Source organism: Pseudophaeobacter sp. EL27, from assembly GCF_900313025.1.
Lineage (GTDB): Bacteria > Pseudomonadota > Alphaproteobacteria > Rhodobacterales > Rhodobacteraceae > Pseudophaeobacter.
This window is the reverse complement of record NZ_OMPQ01000015.1, coordinates 260,550-278,044: the sequence shown is the minus strand read 5'-3', so window position 1 is coordinate 278,044 and position 17,495 is coordinate 260,550. Positions and strand designations below refer to the sequence as shown.

The 17,495-nt window shown below is 57.8% G+C and carries 17 protein-coding genes; 8 read left to right on the top strand and 9 right to left on the bottom strand.

Annotated elements, in window-relative coordinates; all coding sequences use genetic code 11:
• Positions 1–56: 56 nt before the first annotated feature.
• The 4 genes from ED661_RS19740 to ED661_RS19725 form a co-directional block, all read right to left on the bottom strand.
• The gene (locus tag ED661_RS19740) at positions 57–1,028 is read right to left on the bottom strand and encodes a beta-ketoacyl-ACP synthase III (protein WP_122076334.1); all 972 of its coding nucleotides are present in this window, start codon (positions 1,026–1,028) and stop codon (positions 57–59) included.
• A gap of 20 nt (positions 1,029–1,048) precedes the next feature.
• Entirely contained in the window at positions 1,049–2,155 is a 1,107-nt protein-coding gene (gene plsX / locus ED661_RS19735; RefSeq protein ID WP_122076332.1) for a phosphate acyltransferase PlsX, read from the bottom strand.
• A gap of 39 nt (positions 2,156–2,194) precedes the next feature.
• Positions 2,195–2,401: a 50S ribosomal protein L32 gene (rpmF, locus tag ED661_RS19730; protein ID WP_122076330.1), complete on the bottom strand. Its 207-nt coding sequence runs from the start codon at positions 2,399–2,401 to the stop codon at positions 2,195–2,197.
• 222 nt (positions 2,402–2,623) lie between these two features.
• Positions 2,624–3,166: a DUF177 domain-containing protein gene (locus tag ED661_RS19725; protein ID WP_122076328.1), complete on the bottom strand. Its 543-nt coding sequence runs from the start codon at positions 3,164–3,166 to the stop codon at positions 2,624–2,626.
• Between the two features lie 98 nt (positions 3,167–3,264).
• Between ED661_RS19725 and ED661_RS19720 the strand changes: the two genes are divergently transcribed.
• The 3 genes from ED661_RS19720 (at position 3,265) to ED661_RS19710 (ending at position 6,503) form a co-directional block, all read left to right on the top strand.
• Positions 3,265–3,735 (top strand): outer membrane protein assembly factor BamE, encoded by a 471-nt coding sequence (locus tag ED661_RS19720; protein WP_162930200.1) that lies wholly within the window; start codon positions 3,265–3,267, stop codon positions 3,733–3,735.
• Positions 3,736–3,843: 108 nt separating this feature from the next.
• Positions 3,844–4,641 (top strand): GNAT family N-acetyltransferase, encoded by a 798-nt coding sequence (locus ED661_RS19715; protein WP_371412470.1) that lies wholly within the window; start codon positions 3,844–3,846, stop codon positions 4,639–4,641.
• Between the two features lie 62 nt (positions 4,642–4,703).
• Positions 4,704–6,503, top strand: coding sequence for an ABC-F family ATP-binding cassette domain-containing protein (locus ED661_RS19710; protein ID WP_174214201.1), 1,800 nt, complete (start codon positions 4,704–4,706; stop codon positions 6,501–6,503).
• 312 nt (positions 6,504–6,815) lie between these two features.
• Here ED661_RS19710 and ED661_RS19705 read toward each other — a convergent pair whose 3' ends face one another.
• Together ED661_RS19705 and ED661_RS19700 are read right to left on the bottom strand one after the other, a co-directional pair.
• Positions 6,816–7,571, bottom strand: coding sequence for an SDR family NAD(P)-dependent oxidoreductase (locus ED661_RS19705; protein ID WP_122076320.1), 756 nt, complete (start codon positions 7,569–7,571; stop codon positions 6,816–6,818).
• A 68-nt stretch (positions 7,572–7,639) separates the two neighbouring features.
• Positions 7,640–8,581: a GNAT family N-acetyltransferase gene (locus ED661_RS19700; RefSeq protein ID WP_122076319.1), complete on the bottom strand. Its 942-nt coding sequence runs from the start codon at positions 8,579–8,581 to the stop codon at positions 7,640–7,642.
• Between the two features lie 27 nt (positions 8,582–8,608).
• On the opposite strand from ED661_RS19700, the gene ED661_RS22030 reads away from it, so the two are divergent.
• Entirely contained in the window at positions 8,609–8,764 is a 156-nt protein-coding gene (locus tag ED661_RS22030) for a hypothetical protein (RefSeq protein ID WP_162930184.1), read from the top strand.
• A gap of 158 nt (positions 8,765–8,922) precedes the next feature.
• Here the strand turns inward: ED661_RS22030 and tyrS are convergent, their stop codons facing one another.
• Complete coding sequence (tyrS, locus tag ED661_RS19695) at positions 8,923–10,179, bottom strand: tyrosine--tRNA ligase (RefSeq protein ID WP_122076317.1); 1,257 nt, start codon at positions 10,177–10,179, stop codon at positions 8,923–8,925.
• Between the two features lie 195 nt (positions 10,180–10,374).
• Between tyrS and ED661_RS19690 the strand changes: the two genes are divergently transcribed.
• Positions 10,375–11,487, top strand: coding sequence for an anhydro-N-acetylmuramic acid kinase (locus ED661_RS19690; protein ID WP_122076315.1), 1,113 nt, complete (start codon positions 10,375–10,377; stop codon positions 11,485–11,487).
• 291 nt (positions 11,488–11,778) lie between these two features.
• On the opposite strand, the gene ED661_RS19685 is transcribed toward ED661_RS19690, so the two are convergent.
• On the bottom strand, positions 11,779–12,198 hold the full coding sequence (locus ED661_RS19685) for a cupin domain-containing protein (protein ID WP_122077083.1): 420 nt from the start codon (positions 12,196–12,198) through the stop codon (positions 11,779–11,781).
• A 53-nt stretch (positions 12,199–12,251) separates the two neighbouring features.
• On the opposite strand from ED661_RS19685, the gene ED661_RS19680 reads away from it, so the two are divergent.
• On the top strand, positions 12,252–13,670 hold the full coding sequence (locus ED661_RS19680) for a YdiU family protein (RefSeq protein WP_122076313.1): 1,419 nt from the start codon (positions 12,252–12,254) through the stop codon (positions 13,668–13,670).
• A gap of 521 nt (positions 13,671–14,191) precedes the next feature.
• On the opposite strand, the gene ED661_RS19675 is transcribed toward ED661_RS19680, so the two are convergent.
• Entirely contained in the window at positions 14,192–15,499 is a 1,308-nt protein-coding gene (locus ED661_RS19675) for a DEAD/DEAH box helicase (RefSeq protein WP_122076311.1), read from the bottom strand.
• 359 nt (positions 15,500–15,858) lie between these two features.
• On the opposite strand from ED661_RS19675, the gene ED661_RS19670 reads away from it, so the two are divergent.
• Complete coding sequence (locus ED661_RS19670) at positions 15,859–16,284, top strand: Fur family transcriptional regulator (protein WP_122076309.1); 426 nt, start codon at positions 15,859–15,861, stop codon at positions 16,282–16,284.
• A gap of 202 nt (positions 16,285–16,486) precedes the next feature.
• On the top strand, positions 16,487–17,410 hold the full coding sequence (locus tag ED661_RS19665; protein ID WP_122076307.1) for a DMT family transporter: 924 nt from the start codon (positions 16,487–16,489) through the stop codon (positions 17,408–17,410).
• Positions 17,411–17,495: the final 85 nt, after the last annotated feature.

Below are 17,495 nucleotides of genomic sequence, written 5' to 3'. Positions count from 1 at the left end.
GGAATTTCCCTGTCAATATCAATGAATTGCAAGTGGCCTGTTTCCTGGCTTCGTAGCTACCAGCGCAACACTACTGCGCCCCAGGCCAGGCCGCCGCCGATGGCTTCGGTCACAATTAGGTCCCCGGGCTTAATCTGACCACGCGATTTTCCAACAGAAAGTGCCAGCGGGATTGAGGCGGCAGAGGTATTGCCGTGGTCCTGGACCGTGACAACCACGTTGTCCATCGACAGACCCATCTTTTTGGCAGTGCCCTGAATGATGCGGATATTGGCCTGATGCGGCACGATCCAATCGACATCATCGGTACTCAACTCGGCGCGTTCCAGCGCTGTATTTGCGGTTTTGGCAAGTTTTTCCACGGCATGGCGGAACACCTGGTTGCCCTGCATGCGCAGATGGCCGGTGTTTTGTGTGGCTACGCCGCCATCCACATAGAGCAGGTCTCGGTATCGCCCGTCAGAATTGAGATCGGTGGCGAGAATGCCGCGATCCTCTTTGCTGCCGCTCTGGGTCTGTGCCTCCAGCACCAGCGCCCCGGCGCCATCGCCAAACAGCACACAGGTGGAGCGATCTGTCCAATCCATAATCCGGCTAAAGGTTTCCGCACCAATCACCAAGACGCGCTCTGCCTGACCGGATAGAAGGAGCGCATTGGCATTGGTCAGGGCGTAGACGAAACCGGCGCAAACGGCCTGCACATCAAAAGCAAAGCCATTGGTCATGCCCAGTTTGGCCTGCACCATGGTCGCGGCGGAGGGGAAGGTCATATCGGCAGTGGAGGTGGCAAGCACAATCGCGTCGATGTCCTTGGCTTCCAGCCCGGCATCGTCCAGCGCGGCCTGAGCCGCAGCTGTTGCCATATCCGAGGTGGTTTCGCCCTCGGCGGCAAAGTGGCGCCGCTCGATTCCGGAGCGTGAGCGAATCCACTCGTCGCTTGTTTCCAGAGAGGCTTCAAATTCCGCGTTTTCCACTACCCGATTGGGGAGATAATGTCCTGTGCCAACCACTACTGCACGTCGCGTCATTCTATGCCTGCCTTTTGGAGTTATTTGATGGGATGCTCAGCATCCTGGGAAGCTACGTCATCTTGGGTAAGCTCGACGACAGATGCAACCCGTGCAGCCAGCTTTTCGGCAAAGCCTTGCTGAGCCAACAGAAAGGCGAGCTTGACCGCAGCTGAGATGCCGGTGGCGTCGGCGCCACCGTGAGATTTGACCACAGTCCCATTCAGCCCAAGGAACACCCCACCGTTGACCCGGCGGGGGTCAATGCGTTTTGCAAGCCGTGAGAGCGAGGTATAGGCCAGAATGGCTGCAATGCGAGAAAGAACTGAATATTCAAAGGCTTCGCGCAGGGTTGTGCGCAACATGCTGGCGGTGCCTTCGCCTGTCTTGATTGCGACATTGCCGGTAAAGCCATCGGTGACGATAAGGTCGACCGCATCGCCGGGTATGTCACTCCCTTCCACAAAGCCGACAAATTCGTAATCTGCCTTCTCCGCCTGGGCTGCAATCAACGCATGGGCTTCTTTTAGCTCAGCGTGTCCCTTGTGTTCTTCGGTACCCACATTCAGCAGGCCAACCCGAGGGCGGCGAATATCCATGGAATTGCGGATATAAGAGGTGCCCATCAGGGCATATTGCAAGAGGTCTTGCGCATCGGCCCGTACATCGGCGCCAACGTCCAGCATCACGTTGAACCCCTGCGGGTTGCGCGAAGGCCAGAGAATCGCAATTGCCGGGCGGTTCACACCGGGCACTTTGCGCAGACGCAGCATCGACAGCGCCATCAAGGCGCCTGTGTTGCCGCAGGAGACGGCGCCGGCAGCTTCGCCTTTTTTGACCGCATCCAGGGTGGACCACATCGAAGTGCCCTTGCCGTTGCGCATGACCTGGCTAGGTTTGTCTTCCATGGTGACAACCTTTTGGGCGTCACGAATTTCGACACGCCCGTCGAGGATCCGGCGTTTGGCCACCAGGGCGGTCAATTCTTGGGTAGGACCATGCAGCAAGAACCCCAATTGGGGATTCTTCTTTGCAGACATGGCAAGACCGGCCACTACAACAGCAGGGCCGGCGTCTCCGCCCATGGCGTCAACCGAGATCACAATGCGGTCGGATTTTGTCACTGATTGATCGGGTTTACCCGTCATACAAAAATCCGCCCCGCAAATTGTGTGATCGTCGCGATCTTATGCCGCGTCTTCGTCGATTTCGACTTCGTCGTTTACAGCAACAATTTCTTTGCTGTCATAGTGACCACAGGAGGGGCACACGTGGTGGGGGCGCTTCAACTCACCGCAGTTCGAGCATTCGTTCGGGTTTGCAGCAACCAGAGCGTCGTGCGCGCGGCGGTTGTTACGGCGCGACTTGGATACTTTATTCTGTTGGACGGCCATGTCTCAACCTTCGTATTTTGGGGCCTTGGGGTTCTGCCCGCGGCGCGTTTCACATTCGTTCGTTAGATCGGTAGGCGAGCGTTTAGGCCGCAGCCTCTCCGATGTCCAACCAAAAATTCCGATGAGCGCGCGAAAATACTGAGAATCTCCGTCTGCGCAAGCGTTTTTTTAAGCTAGGCTGCCCGGCGTTACCACCCGGAAAACCGACATTTCAAGAGTTTTTTAACTCTCATTGTCCTGGTTGAGCTGTTCCTTCAAGGCAGCCAAACCTGCAAAGGGTTTGGTATCTTCTTCCCGCATCGGGGCAACGCCCGGCTGGCTGTAGACTGCCTCGCCCAGTTCTGCGCCGTCTTTTCTCGGATATGTAGGGATCAGCAGAGACAGGGCTTCGATCATCACAACTGACGGATCGATGGTGTCCTGCAGCGGTTCGATACGCTCATCCGCATCCATTTCCACCTCCGGGTCATCAGATTCCGACAGCTCGGAAACAAAGATCCGTTCAACCTTTTCATCGATTCGTGTGGTCATCGGTTCCAGCGTCACCACGCAGTCCTGCAAAACTGTCGCGCCCAAAGTAGCAGAAAGCTGCCAGTCGCGACGGCCCTTGGTGCTGACACTTCCAGTAAAGCGAAGCTTGCGCAAACCCTTGATATCCAGCTCCTGTGCCAGCGTTTCAAGGGTCTTTGCATCAGGTTGCAGATCAAAGGAAGTTGCCCTGTTCTGTGGCAGATCGGACACCTTTAGGGTGGTGCTGTCAGTCATGTTGGCTACTTTCGTTTCTTGAACCGGACGCCTGCATTAGGTAATCGGGTTCAAAGGCGTGTTCAAGCCAGAGGCAATGCAGTGTTGTGGGGATCATCATGAATGCACAAAAAGACCAGCTGAAAGCAGCGGTGAAATATGCTGCCTGGGCGGTTGCTGCGGCGGCATTGGCCGGATGTAGTGCCATCTACCAGAAGCACGGTTATGTCCCCACCGAAGAGGAATTGGCTGAAGTTGTTGTTGGTGTTGATACCAAGGATTCGGTTGCCGAGACCGTTGGTGTCCCCACAGCTTCGGGAGTTTTGAATGATGGCGGATACTACTATGTCTCCACCTTGATGCGCACCCGCGGCGCCGGAGCTACCAAACCAGTCTCGCGGACCTTGGTTGCTATCAGCTTTGACTCTCGTGATGTGGTTTCAGGCGTTGAACGTTACAGCCTGGAAGATGGCAGGGTGATTCCCCTGGAACGCCGGGTGACCAGCTCTAGTGTTGAGGACAAAACATTTGTCCGTCAGCTTCTTGGCAGCCTAGGCAACTTTAATCCTGGCTCCTTGCTGGAGGAATAAATGGCGGGAAACTGCCCGTAGTCAGGGGTCAGCTCCGGGCAGAATTGTCTGAATTGTGAGGGATTGGTCGCGTGGAGCGGCGACTCCGATGGGCAAGGAGGGCTGGAAGTGATAGGCACAAGCAAGGGGATGGTGCTGGCAGGGATGCCCGTTTCGGGCTTGCTGTTGCAAAAGGGCGGATACCGGGCGCGGATTGCGTCGGGGGCTGATGATGTGTTGGCAGCGCAACGATTGCGGGCGCGCTGTTTCCGAACTGACCCCCTTGATCAGGACAAATTTGATGCAGCCTGTCTGCATGTGCTGATTGAGACCGTCACCTGCGGCAGGGTTGTTGGGTGTTTCCGGCTCATGCTGTTGCAGAACGGAGGGCAGCTGGAGGAGAGCTACTCTTTCCAGTTTTATGATCTTTCACATCTTTCCACATTCCCTGGCCACCTGATGGAGCTTGGCCGATTCTGTATTGATCCGGATTGCAAGGATGCTGGCGTTTTGCGTCTTGCCTGGGGGGCGGTTACGGCGTTGGTGGATCAAAGCGGAACCGAGTTGCTGTTTGGCTGCTCGTCATTTGCTGGAACCAGCCCAGATGCCTACCTCGAGGCCTTTGCCCTGTTGCACCGCCGCCATCTGGCGCCTGAACCATGGCGCCCGGGAGCCAAGGCAAAGAGCGTAAGGTTGCTTGAGGACCTGTTGCGCAACCGGAGGGCAGGGCAAAAACCGGATTTGAAACAAGCCCAGGCTCAGTTGCCACCGCTGTTGCGCAGCTATCTGGCGATGGGCGGTTGGGTGAGCGACCATGTGGTGATTGATGCGGACCTCAACACATGCCATGTTTTTACCGGACTTGGGGTCAGCACCATTCCCGCCGTGCGTAAACGTCTGTTGCGGGGCGTTGCAGAGCCGCGCTGAGCGTTGACCTTATTGCCTGCGCGGTTTAGCTGGCTCCCATGGCACGTATTCCTCTTTTGCAGATGACCGGTATCTCCCTCACCTTTGGCGGCGATCCCATCTTTTCAGATCTCGATCTGGTGGTGCAACCTGGTGACCGGGTCGCCCTTGTAGGGCGTAATGGTTCCGGAAAATCCACCCTTATGAAGGTGATGGCGGGGCTTGTTGAAGCCGATACCGGCAGCCTGGTAGTGCCCTCTGGGCGTTCGGTTGGCTATATGGAGCAGGATCCGCAAATGAGCGGCTTTGCGACCTTGGGCGATTTTGCCGCCAGTGAGCTGGACCCGGGTGAGCTCTACAAAGTGGAGCGCGCCGGTGAGGGGCTGAAATTCGACCCCGACCGCCCCGTTGCCACCGCCTCTGGCGGAGAGCGGCGCCGCGCTGCGCTGGCCAAGCTGATGGCAGAAGCCCCCGACCTGATGCTGCTGGACGAGCCAACAAACCATCTCGACATCGAGGCCATCACCTGGCTGGAATCTGAGCTCAATTCCACCCGTGCTGCCTATGTATTGATCTCCCACGACCGGGCCTTTTTGCGGGCCCTGACCCGCGCCACCCTCTGGGTGGATCGCGGTCAAGTGCGCCGACAAGAAAAAGGCTTTGAAGGGTTTGAAGCCTGGCGCGACAAGATCTGGGAAGAAGAGGATCAACAACGCCACAAGCTGAACCGTCTGATCAAGAGCGAAAGCCGCTGGGCGGTTGAAGGTATCTCGGCCCGACGCAAGCGCAATATGGGCCGGGTGCGTGCCCTGCATGAGCTGAAGGATCAACGCGCCGGTCAGATCAAACGCCAGGGCGCAGCGGAACTGGCTCTGGAGGCAGGTCCAAAATCCGGCCGTAAGGTGATCGAGGTCGAAGGGCTGAGCAAGAGCTATGGCGACAAGCCGATTGTGGAGAACTTTTCCCTGAAAGTTCAACGCAGTGACCGGGTGGCCTTTGTCGGACCGAATGGCGCGGGTAAGACCACCCTGCTTAAGCTGATGCTGGGGCAGGTCGAACCGGATGCCGGCACGATCAAGCTGGGCACCAATCTGGAGATCGCGCTGTTTGACCAGACCCGCGACCAGCTGGATCCCAATGCCAGCCTTTGGGAAAACCTGACATCGGATCCTTTGCTGGGGATTTCCGGAAAGGCGGATCAGGTCATGGTTCGGGGCAACCCGAAACATGTGGTGGGCTATCTCAAGGAATTCCTGTTTGATGAGCGCCAGGCGCGGGCACCAGTCAGATCTCTTTCGGGGGGTGAAAAGGCGCGCCTGCTTCTGGCGCGGTTGATGGCCCGCGAAAGCAACCTCCTGGTGCTGGATGAACCGACCAATGATCTGGATGTGGAAACGCTGGATCTGTTGCAGGAGCTGCTGGATTCTTATGACGGAACCGTGCTTTTGGTCAGCCATGATCGGGACTTTCTGGACCGGGTTGCGACCACAACCATCGCCATGGAGGGCAACGGCAAGGTGACGGCCTATGCTGGCGGCTGGAGTGATTACATCAGTCAACGCGGTGGATTGCCCGAAGTTCAAAAGGGTGAAAAAACCAAAATAATCAAACAACAACAGGCAAAGGCTAAAGCCGTTGAAAGCCCGCCTGCCCAGGAGAAACTGAGCTTCAAAGAGAAGCACCGGCTTGAGGCACTCCCCGCTGAGATGGAACGGTTGGAACAGGAGATTGCCAAGCTGCAAGAATTGATGGCTGACCCGGATCTGTTCACACGGGAGCCTGTCAAATTCAAAAAGGCCACTGAAGCCCTGGTGGAACGGCAGGAAAAACTTGCTGCTGCAGAGGAGGAATGGCTGGAGCTGGAGGAGAAGGCCGAGGGCTAGGTTTCTGTATTCGTAAAACCTTACAACAGATTAAGGGTCGAACTTTCAGTAATTCGGCGCATGGTCTCTGCTCAACAATTGCTCCGCAGATTTGGTTTGTGCTGTTGTTGCTGCACATGCACAGAGGGGGGGGGGCTCCCGCGCCCACAGACGCCTGATCGGCGTCTTTATGCGGCCTTGGGCCCGGCACCGCTGACGCGGTGCGGTTGGCGCAAGATGCGGGCCCATAGCAAAGAGGCGCAGGATCAGTTTCCCACGCCTCTGCGTTGTTTTGTCAAAGATTTATGGGGTGGCGGCAGGGTCGGATAGGCCTCAGCGCATGCGCAGGGCGCCGTCAATGCGAATGACTTCGCCGTTGAGGTAGCCAGCCTCGGTGATGAAACCTGCCAGTTGGCCGTATTCTGCAGGATCACCGAGACGTGCCGGGTTGGGCACATCTGCTGCAAGTTGCTGCTGCACCTCTTCTGGCAGGCCTGCCAGCATGGGAGTCATGAAAATGCCAGGGGCGATGGTCATGACCCGAATGCCGGAAGAGGCCAGGTCGCGGGCCATGGGCAGGCACATGCCGACAACGCCACCTTTGGAGGCAGCATAGGCGGCTTGGCCTTTTTGACCGTCATAGGCTGCAATCGAGGCTGTGTTGATGATCACACCACGGGCACCATCGGATTCGGGCGTGTTCTTGGCGATTTCAACAGCGGCAAGGCGCGCGACATTGAAGGTGCCAACCAGGTTGATGTCGATGGTGCGCTGGTAGGCGTCCAGAGGGTGGGCACCATCGCGGCCGATGGTTTTGATGCCATAGGCAATGCCAGCACAGTTTACACAGGCGGTGATACGGCCCATTTTTTCGACGGAAAAGGCGATGGCTGCGCTCACCGAGGCCTCATCAGTCACATCGGTTTGTACAAAATACCCGCCGATTTCGGCGGCGATCTTGGGGCCGCGCTCGGCGTCGCGGTCCAGAATGGTGACTGTGGCGCCATTTGTGGCAAAGTGGCGGGCGGTGGCCTCTCCAAGGCCGGAGGCGCCGCCGGTGACAATGGCGCAGGTCTGGGCAAGTTTCATGAGCGGTGGTCCTTTGGGTATCTGAACATCCGTTCAATAACTACCAGATGGAGTGGATCTGTCTAGCACTACGTGGCGCCCATCAGTTTCCTGTCCCATCGGGCCAGGGGCGAGAGCAGCCGCCCCAGCGGCGACCAGAGCGCCCAGGTGCCCCCCAGTTGCGATAGATTTGCCCCGGTTCCCAGCTTGAACCGGGCAAGGCCGGGGGCCTCTTCGGTATTGATGACACCCAGATCCAAGCGCTGACAGCCTTTGGCGGCGAGCCAGCTCATGGCGTCCCACATCAACAGGTTATGGGCCGAGAGGGCTTTGCCGGTCTGTGTGGCATGGGCAATATGGTAGGTGGCACCTGAGCCATGGCGCAGGATCAGGATGGCCGCGACAGGATCTGTTCCGTGAAAGGCCTGAAAAAGCTTTGCCTTGCCCTTGTTTTCCTTTGCATAGGCGAGGGTCAGGCCAATGGGCCAGCTGCGATAGCGCCGCTGCCGCTGCTGAGCCTGATCCGCAGCAAAGAGCCAGTGACTGGCATCCAGTGGCATGTTTTGGCGGCTCACCCTGAGATCGCTTGATTCTGCGCGGGTCAGCCGGTTGCGCCACTTCTGGTGCAGGGTGGCTTTGCGGGCCTCGGTGGATCTGCTGAGATCAAGCCGCGCCACAAAGGCCGGGCTGACCAGCGGCAAGGCGCCGATCTCTGCCAGTTCGGGGCAGGGATGTTCTGGGGAGAGGATTATTGGGGTGCGCCCAAGCCCGTTGTTCTTTAGGGCCTCCAGAAGCTGAGAGGGGTGCGGCAGGGCTGCGCGGTTGATCATGGCCAGTGGTAGCCCCGCGGCAAGGCGGCGGGTGGTGACCAAGGTGTTGTTCATTTCCGGCAGCGTTACCGAAACCTGGCCCAGGGCTGTCAGGGCGCGTCGAAATTCGTCCGATTGCGCCAGCGCTGGGAGGCGGGAGCCTGCGCTTACCGGTAGCAGCGGGGGAGCAGAAAGCACCGCAGGAGAGGGAAAGTCCAACATAGGATCATTTACCAATCAGAAACCTAAATGATGGTTAATGGCTGGATGAAAAAGCAAACCTCTGTGCTGGGCCATATCGCGCCAAACCCCAAGCTAACCCTGTCGGCGGCCTTTGCCTTGGCGAGTGTTTTGTCTGTCCCGGTTTTTGTGCTGTTGAGTCTGATTGATTGGCTGTTTTTGTAATGGACAGGTTTTGTGAGGCTCTGCCTCACACTCCGGAATATTTTTGGAAAGATGATGAGGCCTGGTCAGCGCTGGGACGGGTGCGATGATTTGGGGCAGCTATCAGTTTACGCAAAAGGGGCTGGAGAGCCCCTTTTGTTTTTGTTGGGCAGCCTCGATCAGTCGGCGAGCTGCACCAGAGCGTGGCGCTTTTTGCCTGCGCTGAGCTTGATTGGGCTGGAGAGTGCCGAGGAGTCAATCATCAGTCCCGCGTCGCTGAGCGGTTTGTCATCCAGTTTGGCGCCGTTTTCATTGATCAGACGCTTGGCATCCTTGCCTGATTTAGCAAGGCCGGATTTGACAATCAGCTGAACGATGGAGATGCCATCGCCAAGCTCTGCCCCCGTCAGGGTCAGGGTGGGAAGGTCATCGCCGACGCCGCCCTTTTCAAAGACTTCGCGCGCGGTGGCTTCGGCAGTGGCTGCGGCCTCAGATCCGTGCAGCAATTTGGTGACCTCATTGGCGAGGATCACCTTGGCCGCATTCACCTCGGAACCTTTGAGTGCGCCTAAGCGGTCGCATTCATCGACGGGCAATTCGGTATAGAGTTTCAGGAAGCGGCCCACGTCAGCATCGGTGGTATTGCGCCAGAACTGCCAGAACTCGTAGGGGGAGCGCATGTCGGGGTTTAGCCAAACAGCACCGTCCTGGCTTTTGCCCATTTTCTTGCCGTCTGAAGTGGTCAGCAAAGGCGAGGTCAGCCCGTAGATCGAATTGTCCAGCACGCGACGGGTAAGGTCGATCCCGTTGATGATATTGCCCCATTGATCCGAGCCGCCCATCTGCAGGATGCAGCCATAGCGGCGGTTCAGCTCAAGGAAGTCATAGGCCTGCAGGATCATATAGTTGAATTCGAGGAAGCTGAGGCTTTGTTCGCGGTCCAGCCGCGATTTGACAGATTCAAAGGCCAGCATACGGTTGACCGAGAAATGACGGCCGATGTCGCGCAGGAACTCAAGGTAGTTGAGCCCATCCAGCCATTCGGCGTTGTTCAGCATCAAAGCCTTGTTGGGGGCGTCACTGTCGTAGTCGATATAGGCCGAAAACACCTTTTTGATGCCGGCGATGTTGTCGTCGATCTGCGCCTCGGTCAGCAGCGGGCGTTCATCGGCGCGAAAGGAGGGATCGCCCACCTTGGTGGTGCCGCCGCCCATCAGGGTGATTGGCTGATGGCCGGTTTTCTGGAACCAGCGCAGCATCATGATCTGAATGAGCGAGCCCACATGCAGCGATTTTGCAGTGGCATCAAAGCCGATATAGGCAGGTTTAACACCCTGCATCAGGGCCTCATCAAGGCCTTGATAATCGGTGCAATCAGCAAGGAACCCGCGTTCCATCATGACAGCGACGAAGTCCGATTTGGGGTGATAGGTCATAACATGCCTCGGCTTTTGGTTTGCAACCTGTTGTATAAGGCGCAAATCACCCACATGGAACCTGTTTTGCAGACAAAAGCGGCGGTTTCCTGTGTGAGTGTTGGCTGTTATGCAGAGGAAACGGCACTGGGTGGCAATCCGGGGCTGCAGCGCGGCAAAGGGAGGCTTTGCTGTTAGAGCAAAACGAGGCAGAAGATGAGCAAAGCAGTCGCCAAATCCGGAGTTTTGCGCGCGTTGGGTGCGATGAGTGGAACCTCGCTGGACGGGGTGGATGTGGCGGTGGTTGAGACCGATGGTCAGCAGATCATGGGCTTTGGTCCCAGTGGCTACCACCCTTTTACCTCAGAGGAGAGAGGGGTTTTGCGCGCCGCTCTGGGGCATTGGCATGGGGCAGAGGTGGTGGCAGCAGCCGAGGTGGTTGAGGCGGCGCATGTGGTGGCGCTTGCCGGGTTTGAAGATGTTGACTTGGTTGGGTTCCATGGCCAGACCCTGGCCCATGCTCCGCACCAGCAAGGCACCCTGCAGGTGGGAGATGGTGCACATCTAGCCGAGGCGCTGGACCTGCCGGTTGTTTGGGATTTTCGCAGCGATGATGTGGCGATGGGCGGCGAGGGGGCTCCGTTGGCGCCGTTTTTCCACTTTGCCTGTGCCAAATACATCAAAGCGAGCGGCCCTATTTGTTTTCTGAATCTTGGAGGGGTCGGCAATATTACCTATGTCGATCCACGGTATAGTAGCCCAGAGGACCCAGGGGCACTCTTGGCTTTTGATACCGGACCGGCAAATGCACCGATAAATGATTTGCTCCAGACGCGGTTGGGGATGGAATTTGACAAAGACGGGCAGGTCGCCAGAAGCGGAGAGGTCGAAACTGGTGCACTGGAGCTGTTTTTGGCGGAACCCTATTTCTCCCGAATGCCGCCAAAGTCTCTGGATCGAAACGATTTTTCGGAAATGATTGATTTGGTGGCAGAGTTGAATGATGCGGATGCCACAGCAACCCTCACGGCCATGTGCGCAGCATCGGTGGCGCAGGGGATGGAGCACTGCCCTGAGCCGCCATCGGCGGTTCTAGTGACCGGGGGGGGGCGGCACAATCCTGTGCTGATGCAGATGCTAGAGGTCTCATTGGATTGTCCTGTTAAGGTGATTGAGGAAGTCGGGTTGGATGGCGATATGCTGGAGGCCCAGGCTTTTGCCTTTCTGGCCGTGCGGGTCGCGTGTGGCCTGCCGACCTCTTGCCCCGGCACGACTGGTGTCAGCGCCTGTGTGGGTGGTGGGGTTGTTAGTGTGCCGGAACATTGTTGAGCTCATGTGGGTTGGGTGCGGATTACTTCGCTCTTCTACACTTTTGGGTTATAAGTGGAGAAACCCGATACGAGGCTCTGCCTCGCGCTCCGGGATATTATTGGCCAAATGAAAGGGTAGCCTGTTTTCATTTGGCTGGAAATATCCTGGGGGTGAGCGCCCTGAGCGCGAGGGGGCAAAGCCCCCTATGGGGACAAGGTTTGACAAAAAGTTCAGGTCGATTGTCGAAAAGCTGCCGGAACTTAACTTTGATCTTCTGGCGGATATGGCAAGCCCAATAGAGGGCAAGGTTCATTTGTTCGGAATATCAAAATTCGGCTCAGCCAGCTCAAAGCCTTCAAACTGGAAACCTGGCGAGACGGTGCAACTGACCAGTGTGTAATCCCCAGTACTGCGCGCAGCTTGCCAGTGACCCTCGGGCACAATGAGCTGTGGTTGACCCATGGAGAGGTCCGGGGTGAGCAAAAGCTCCTCGGCGGGGCCTTCATCCGTTGCCGAAAGTGACAGGATCAGGGGCGCGCCGGAATGATAGAGCCAGATTTCGGTGGCATCGACCCGGTGCCAATGACTGGCCTCATTGCCGCGCAGCAGGAAGTAGATGCAGGTGCCGCTGGGGCGGCCCTTACTTTCAGCCACCCAGGTTTGACGATACCAACCGCCTTCGGGATGGCGGGAGAGTTGCAGTTTTGTAATGATTTCATTCGGAGTCATCGCGACAGCACCTTCACGCTGGTATTCTTGTATCTGAGACATATCTTGAGGCCATGGTTTTGCACATCCCCTTTGACAATACATATGCCCGGTTGGGCTCCGGCTTCTATACCAATCAGTCCCCTGCCTTGGTGGCATCTCCGCAGTTGATTGCCTTTAATCAAACCCTGGCTGAGCTGTTGCAGGTTGCGGGTGGCGATGTTTTGGAGATGGCGCAGGTCTTTGCAGGAAACCAGATACCTGAAGGGGCTGCACCTTTGGCGCAGGCCTATGCCGGGCATCAATTTGGCAATTTCAATCCCCAGTTGGGTGATGGTCGCGCCATCCTGCTAGGCGAAGTATTGGGCACAGATAGCAGGCGATACGATATCCAGCTCAAAGGCGCGGGGCCTACGCAATATTCTCGACAGGGAGACGGCCGGGCCTGGTTGGGTCCGGTTCTGCGTGAATATGTGGTCTCGGAGGCGATGCATGCCTTGGGCATTCCCACAACGCGGGCCTTGGCTGCCGTATCAACGGGGGAGACGGTCTGGCGCGAGGGCGGTCTGCCGGGGGCGGTATTAACCCGGGTTGCCTCCAGTCACTTGCGGGTAGGAAGCTTTCAGTATTTTGCAGCGCGTGGTGAGACCGAGGCGCTAAAGAAGCTCACGGCCTATGCGATCAAACGCCATTACCCGCAGGCGCAGGGGCCATTGGGGTTGTTGCGGGCTGTGCGGGATGCCCAGGCGCGGCTGATTGCGGCCTGGATGTCGGTGGGCTTTATTCACGGGGTGATGAACACCGACAACTGCAGTATTTCCGGCGAGACGATCGACTATGGCCCGTGTGCCTTTATGGATCATTACCGGGCTGAGCAGGTGTTCTCTTCGATTGACCGGATGGGGCGCTATGCCTATGCGAACCAGCCCGGCATTGTGGTCTGGAATCTTGCTCAACTTGCCACCGCTCTGATCCAGCAGTTGGATAACCCACAAGAGGCGGTGGAAGAGGCCACAGCCATTATTCATGCTATGCCTTCATTGATTGAGGTTGAGTGGCTGCGTTTGTTCCGGCGTAAAATTGGTCTTGAAACCCTGGCCTCAGGGGATCTGGAGCTGATTTCCGATCTGTTGCAGCTGATGGCTGACGAGAATGCGGATTTCACCAATACCTTCCGCGCCTTGGCTGAGGGGAATGCTACGGATCAATTCCAAGATCCCAAGGCGTTTGAGCCCTGGCAGGCCCGCTGGATGCGGCGGCGGGCAAGTGAGCAGAACGCAGAAGCGCTGATGCGAGCCAGCAACCCGGTCTATATCCCTCGCAATCACCGGATTGAGGAAATGATTGCCGCTGCGGTAGCCGGAGACTTCACCCTGTTTGAACGTCTGAGCGCTGTTTATCAGGATCCTTTTGCAGAACAGGCGGGCGCTGAGGACCTGCGACGACCGCCTGAGGTTGATGAAGTTGTTAGGGCAACCTTCTGTGGCACTTGATTGAGAGACACTGCTGAGTGTTGCGCGGCCAAGATCCTGATCCTTTGGAAAGTCTGAAGGGCGGCAAAGTTATTTTTCTTCAATCTCTTGCTGGATTCAGCTGAAATTCAGCAAGCCTGGCCCGCATCTAGTCTGGGACGCTTTGTGGTTTTGGGTGCAGGGATGCAGAGGAATGGGGTATCGGCCTAACACCAGCCTGAACGCCTCGGTGAACAATCGCGATCAGTAAGAGGAGAACTCCCGCCCGTCGTAGCGCTTTTGCAAAGCTCTTCTCCCGTTGGGGGTGGCGCCGTGCCAGAGGCACGGCGCCACCCCCAAACTGCTCCTGTTGCATCTTGATGCAATTGGAGTGGGCGGGAGCATTTGGTGCCCAAAAGATCACATAGCTTAAACGGGGAGCGTCGTTATCTTGCTGCTGGGCTTTGCTGACAAAAACGGCGCCCTGTAGGAACAGGGCGCCGTGAATTGCAAAACGCGCTTTGAGTACTCGTTTAGAGCTTTATATACGAGGCTGACGGACCTTAACGTGCTTGGCGGCGTCGGTTGTTTCCGCTGCCACCATCGGATCTGCTGCCAGGTCCGCCGGGTTTGCCACCACTGCGGGCGCCACCGCCGCCCCGGCGACGATTGCCACCGGGTTTGCCACCCGGCTTGCCGCCGGGGCGACCACCGCGAGAGGGGCTGGCGCCGGGAATGGGCTCCCAGGGGCTGCCGGAGGCCGTTGGAATGGTGATTTTCATCACTTTTTGGATCGCTTTCAGCTCTTCCATCTCATCTGGCGCGCAAAAGGCGACGGCCTGGCCGTCCTTGCCGGCACGGGCAGTCCGGCCAATCCGGTGCACATAGGCATCAGGCACATTGGGCAGCTCGTAGTTGTAAACGTATTTAACGTCCGGGATGTCCAACCCACGGGCCGCAACATCTGTTGCCACCAGGACCTTGATCTGACCGGATTTAAAGGCCGCCAGCGCACGCTCGCGCTGGCCCTGGCTCTTGTTGCCGTGAATGGCCGCAGCGGCAAAACCGGATTTCTCCAGCACCTTCATCAGTTTTTCCATACCGTGTTTGGTACGGCCAAAGACCAGTGTCCGCTCGTCCTTGTGCTCGGTCAGCAATTCCTTCAACAGGCTCAGCTTTTCGGCCTTGGCAATGAAATGCACCGATTGGGTCACCTTGGCGGCAGGCTTGCCCGGAGGGGTGACTTCGATGCGAACGGGCCGGTTGAGATAGGAATTGGCGATCTCATTCATCTGTTTTGGCATGGTGGCCGAGAACAGCATGGTCTGGCGCTCTTCGGGCAGCAGCGATGAGATCTTGCGCAGGGCATGGATGAAGCCCAGGTCCAGCATCTGGTCGGCCTCATCCAGCACCAGGAAGTCGCAGGAGCCAAGATCCAGCGCCTTGCGGTCCAGAATGTCGAGCAGACGGCCTGGGGTGGCCACCAGGATGTCAGTGCCGCGAGAAATTCGCTGGATCTGCGGGTTGATGGAGACGCCGCCAACCACCAGGCCGATCTTCATCGGGGTGCCTTCGGTCAGGTCTTTCAGGGTGGCGGCAATCTGGTTGGCCAGCTCGCGGGTGGGGGCCAGCACCAGACCGCGCACGGTATGGGCGGCGGGTTTGCGGCCATAGTCCAGCATGCGCGAAATCAGCGGCACACCAAAGGCCGCGGTTTTGCCGGTGCCGGTCTGGGCCAGGCCCAGCACGTCTTCGCCGTTCAAAGCATGGGGGATGGCGCGGGCCTGGATCGGGGTTGGATCCTTCAGACCCATATCGGCCAGACGGGCCAGAACCAGATCGGGCAGGCCCATTGTCGAAAATTCAGTCACGTATCGTCCTTTCACGGCTCAGTGCATGTTGCACGACCCGAGTGCGCCAGTCGCAGGCTGCGCTGGCTTTGGGTGGGGCAAAACCCTCAAACGGAGGCTGGCGACTGCCAGTCCGCTGGGATTTGCGAGTGCCCCACGCGTGATTTTGGGAACCTTGGCACTTCACTAGACAGCGGGTCTGTCGCGCATGTGTTGCGCGTCCGGCCTGTCTCTGCTCACGCGGCAGGGAAGGATACCTGCCGCCCACATGGGCGGTTCTGTGGATAAAGTCAATGACGAGTTCGGATCGAATTTTGGTTTTCGTCGGCGCGTTGATTGGCTAAACAGAGACCCCAGACAGTGGACGAAAGCAAAACGTGATGACGATTATCGCTCGATGTGAGGCCAAAGGCCTGCGGATGACCGGCCAGCGCCGGATGATTGCCCGTGCCTTGCAGGAGAGTGCAGACCACCCGGATGTCGAGGAGCTTTATGCCCGTGCCAGTGCGCTGGACGCCGGGATTTCGCTTGCCACGGTCTATCGCACCGTCAAGCTGTTCGAGGAAGCCGGGATCCTGGATCGGCTGGAATTTGGCGATGGGCGCGCCCGCTACGAGGATGCCGACCGTGATCACCATGATCACCTGATTGATATCAACACAGGCGAAGTGATCGAGTTTTGTGACCCTGAAATCGAAGCCCTGCAGGAAAAGATCGCGGCCAAGCTGGGATATCAGCTCAAAGGGCATAAGCTGGAGCTTTATGGGGTTCCGTTGAAAAAGAACGTGATCTCCGAGCAGGGCTGAAATAGCCACACGCCAAAGCACTTAGCTTACGCCGGCCTTTAACCTATCAACTATTGTGAACAGATTGCTCACAAACTGTTGTGGTCCGTGTCGCAAATATGCTTGCAAGGTGTTCCTTTGATCCCCATCCACTGAGGCAGCTGCAGTGGGTCAAGTCAGGTTCTGGATCCTGGGCAGCACGCATTTCTCCGGAGGGCCAGGCGTGAACAATCTAAACGGAATTCTCTTCATCATCGCGGCCATGGCCGCCTTCACTCTGGAAGATATGTTTATCAAGCGCCTGTCGGGGGAAATCCCGGTTGGTCAGATCCTGATCATGCTTGGCGCGGGCTCTGGTGCCGTGTTTGCTGCGGTGGCTTTGTACCGTGGCGATAATCTTTTTGCGCCTGGGGCCTGGCGCGGCGCCGCGATCCTGCGCACCCTCTCCGAGGCGGTTGGCGCCATGGCCTTTGCAACCGCACTGTCGCTGGTCGATATCTCGACCGTTGCGGCGGTGTTTCAGGCGCTGCCACTGGTGATCACCATGGGGGCGGCGCTGTTTCTGGGCGAGCAGGTCGGCTGGCGGCGCTGGAGCGCCATCTGCGTCGGCTTTGTCGGGGTTTTGATGATTGTGCGCCCCGGGCTGGAAGGGTTTGACCCTTCGGTGATTCTGGTGCTTTTTGCGGTTCTGGCCATTGCCGCGCGGGATCTGCTGACCCGTTTGGTTGACAGCTCTGTCTCCTCTGCGGTGGTCAGTTTTCAGGCCTTTGCCTCCCTGATCGTCGCCGGAGGGGTGTTGCTCTTGATGACTGGGGTGCAGCCATCCGGGGTAGATACACGTCAGGGTGCGATGATGCTGGGCGGTATCGTCTTTGGCGTTGCTGGCTACTACGCCATTGTCACCGCCACGCGCATTGGTGACGCCTCGGCGATCACTCCGTTTCGCTACAGCAGGTTGCTGTTCTCCATTCTGATTGGTGTGCTGGTCTTTGGTGAACGCCCTGATGCGATGACCCTGGGGGGGGCGGCGCTGATCATTGCTTCGGGGCTGTATACTTTTGTACGGGAACGGCGCATAGCGCGGGCTGAAGCGCGCCAGTTGCGCGCCAGTTCTGCACCCGGGCAGGCCGCGGTTTCCTCCTCCTGACAAAGGGGCAGGCACAGGCGCGCCAAAACCGGCAACGATACCGTTGGCGCAAACAGCGATATGTTAGCCCTAACCTTGTGAAATA

Bases quoted from the DNA above. Each gene is read 5' to 3' on its own strand.
- ED661_RS19740 (WP_122076334.1), bottom strand. From the start codon at position 1,028: ATGACGCGACGTGCAGTAGTGGTTGGCACAGGACATTATCTCCCCAAT.
- plsX (WP_122076332.1), bottom strand. From the start codon at position 2,155: ATGACGGGTAAACCCGATCAATCAGTGACAAAATCCGACCGCATTGTG.
- rpmF (WP_122076330.1), bottom strand. From the start codon at position 2,401: ATGGCCGTCCAACAGAATAAAGTATCCAAGTCGCGCCGTAACAACCGC.
- ED661_RS19725 (WP_122076328.1), bottom strand. From the start codon at position 3,166: ATGACTGACAGCACCACCCTAAAGGTGTCCGATCTGCCACAGAACAGG.
- ED661_RS19720 (WP_162930200.1), top strand. From the start codon at position 3,265: ATGAATGCACAAAAAGACCAGCTGAAAGCAGCGGTGAAATATGCTGCC.
- ED661_RS19710 (WP_174214201.1), top strand. From the start codon at position 4,704: ATGACCGGTATCTCCCTCACCTTTGGCGGCGATCCCATCTTTTCAGAT.
- ED661_RS19705 (WP_122076320.1), bottom strand. From the start codon at position 7,571: ATGAAACTTGCCCAGACCTGCGCCATTGTCACCGGCGGCGCCTCCGGC.
- ED661_RS19700 (WP_122076319.1), bottom strand. From the start codon at position 8,581: ATGTTGGACTTTCCCTCTCCTGCGGTGCTTTCTGCTCCCCCGCTGCTA.
- ED661_RS22030 (WP_162930184.1), top strand. From the start codon at position 8,609: ATGATGGTTAATGGCTGGATGAAAAAGCAAACCTCTGTGCTGGGCCAT.
- tyrS (WP_122076317.1), bottom strand. From the start codon at position 10,179: ATGACCTATCACCCCAAATCGGACTTCGTCGCTGTCATGATGGAACGC.
- ED661_RS19690 (WP_122076315.1), top strand. From the start codon at position 10,375: ATGAGCAAAGCAGTCGCCAAATCCGGAGTTTTGCGCGCGTTGGGTGCG.
- ED661_RS19685 (WP_122077083.1), bottom strand. From the start codon at position 12,198: ATGACTCCGAATGAAATCATTACAAAACTGCAACTCTCCCGCCATCCC.
- ED661_RS19680 (WP_122076313.1), top strand. From the start codon at position 12,252: ATGGTTTTGCACATCCCCTTTGACAATACATATGCCCGGTTGGGCTCC.
- ED661_RS19670 (WP_122076309.1), top strand. From the start codon at position 15,859: ATGACGATTATCGCTCGATGTGAGGCCAAAGGCCTGCGGATGACCGGC.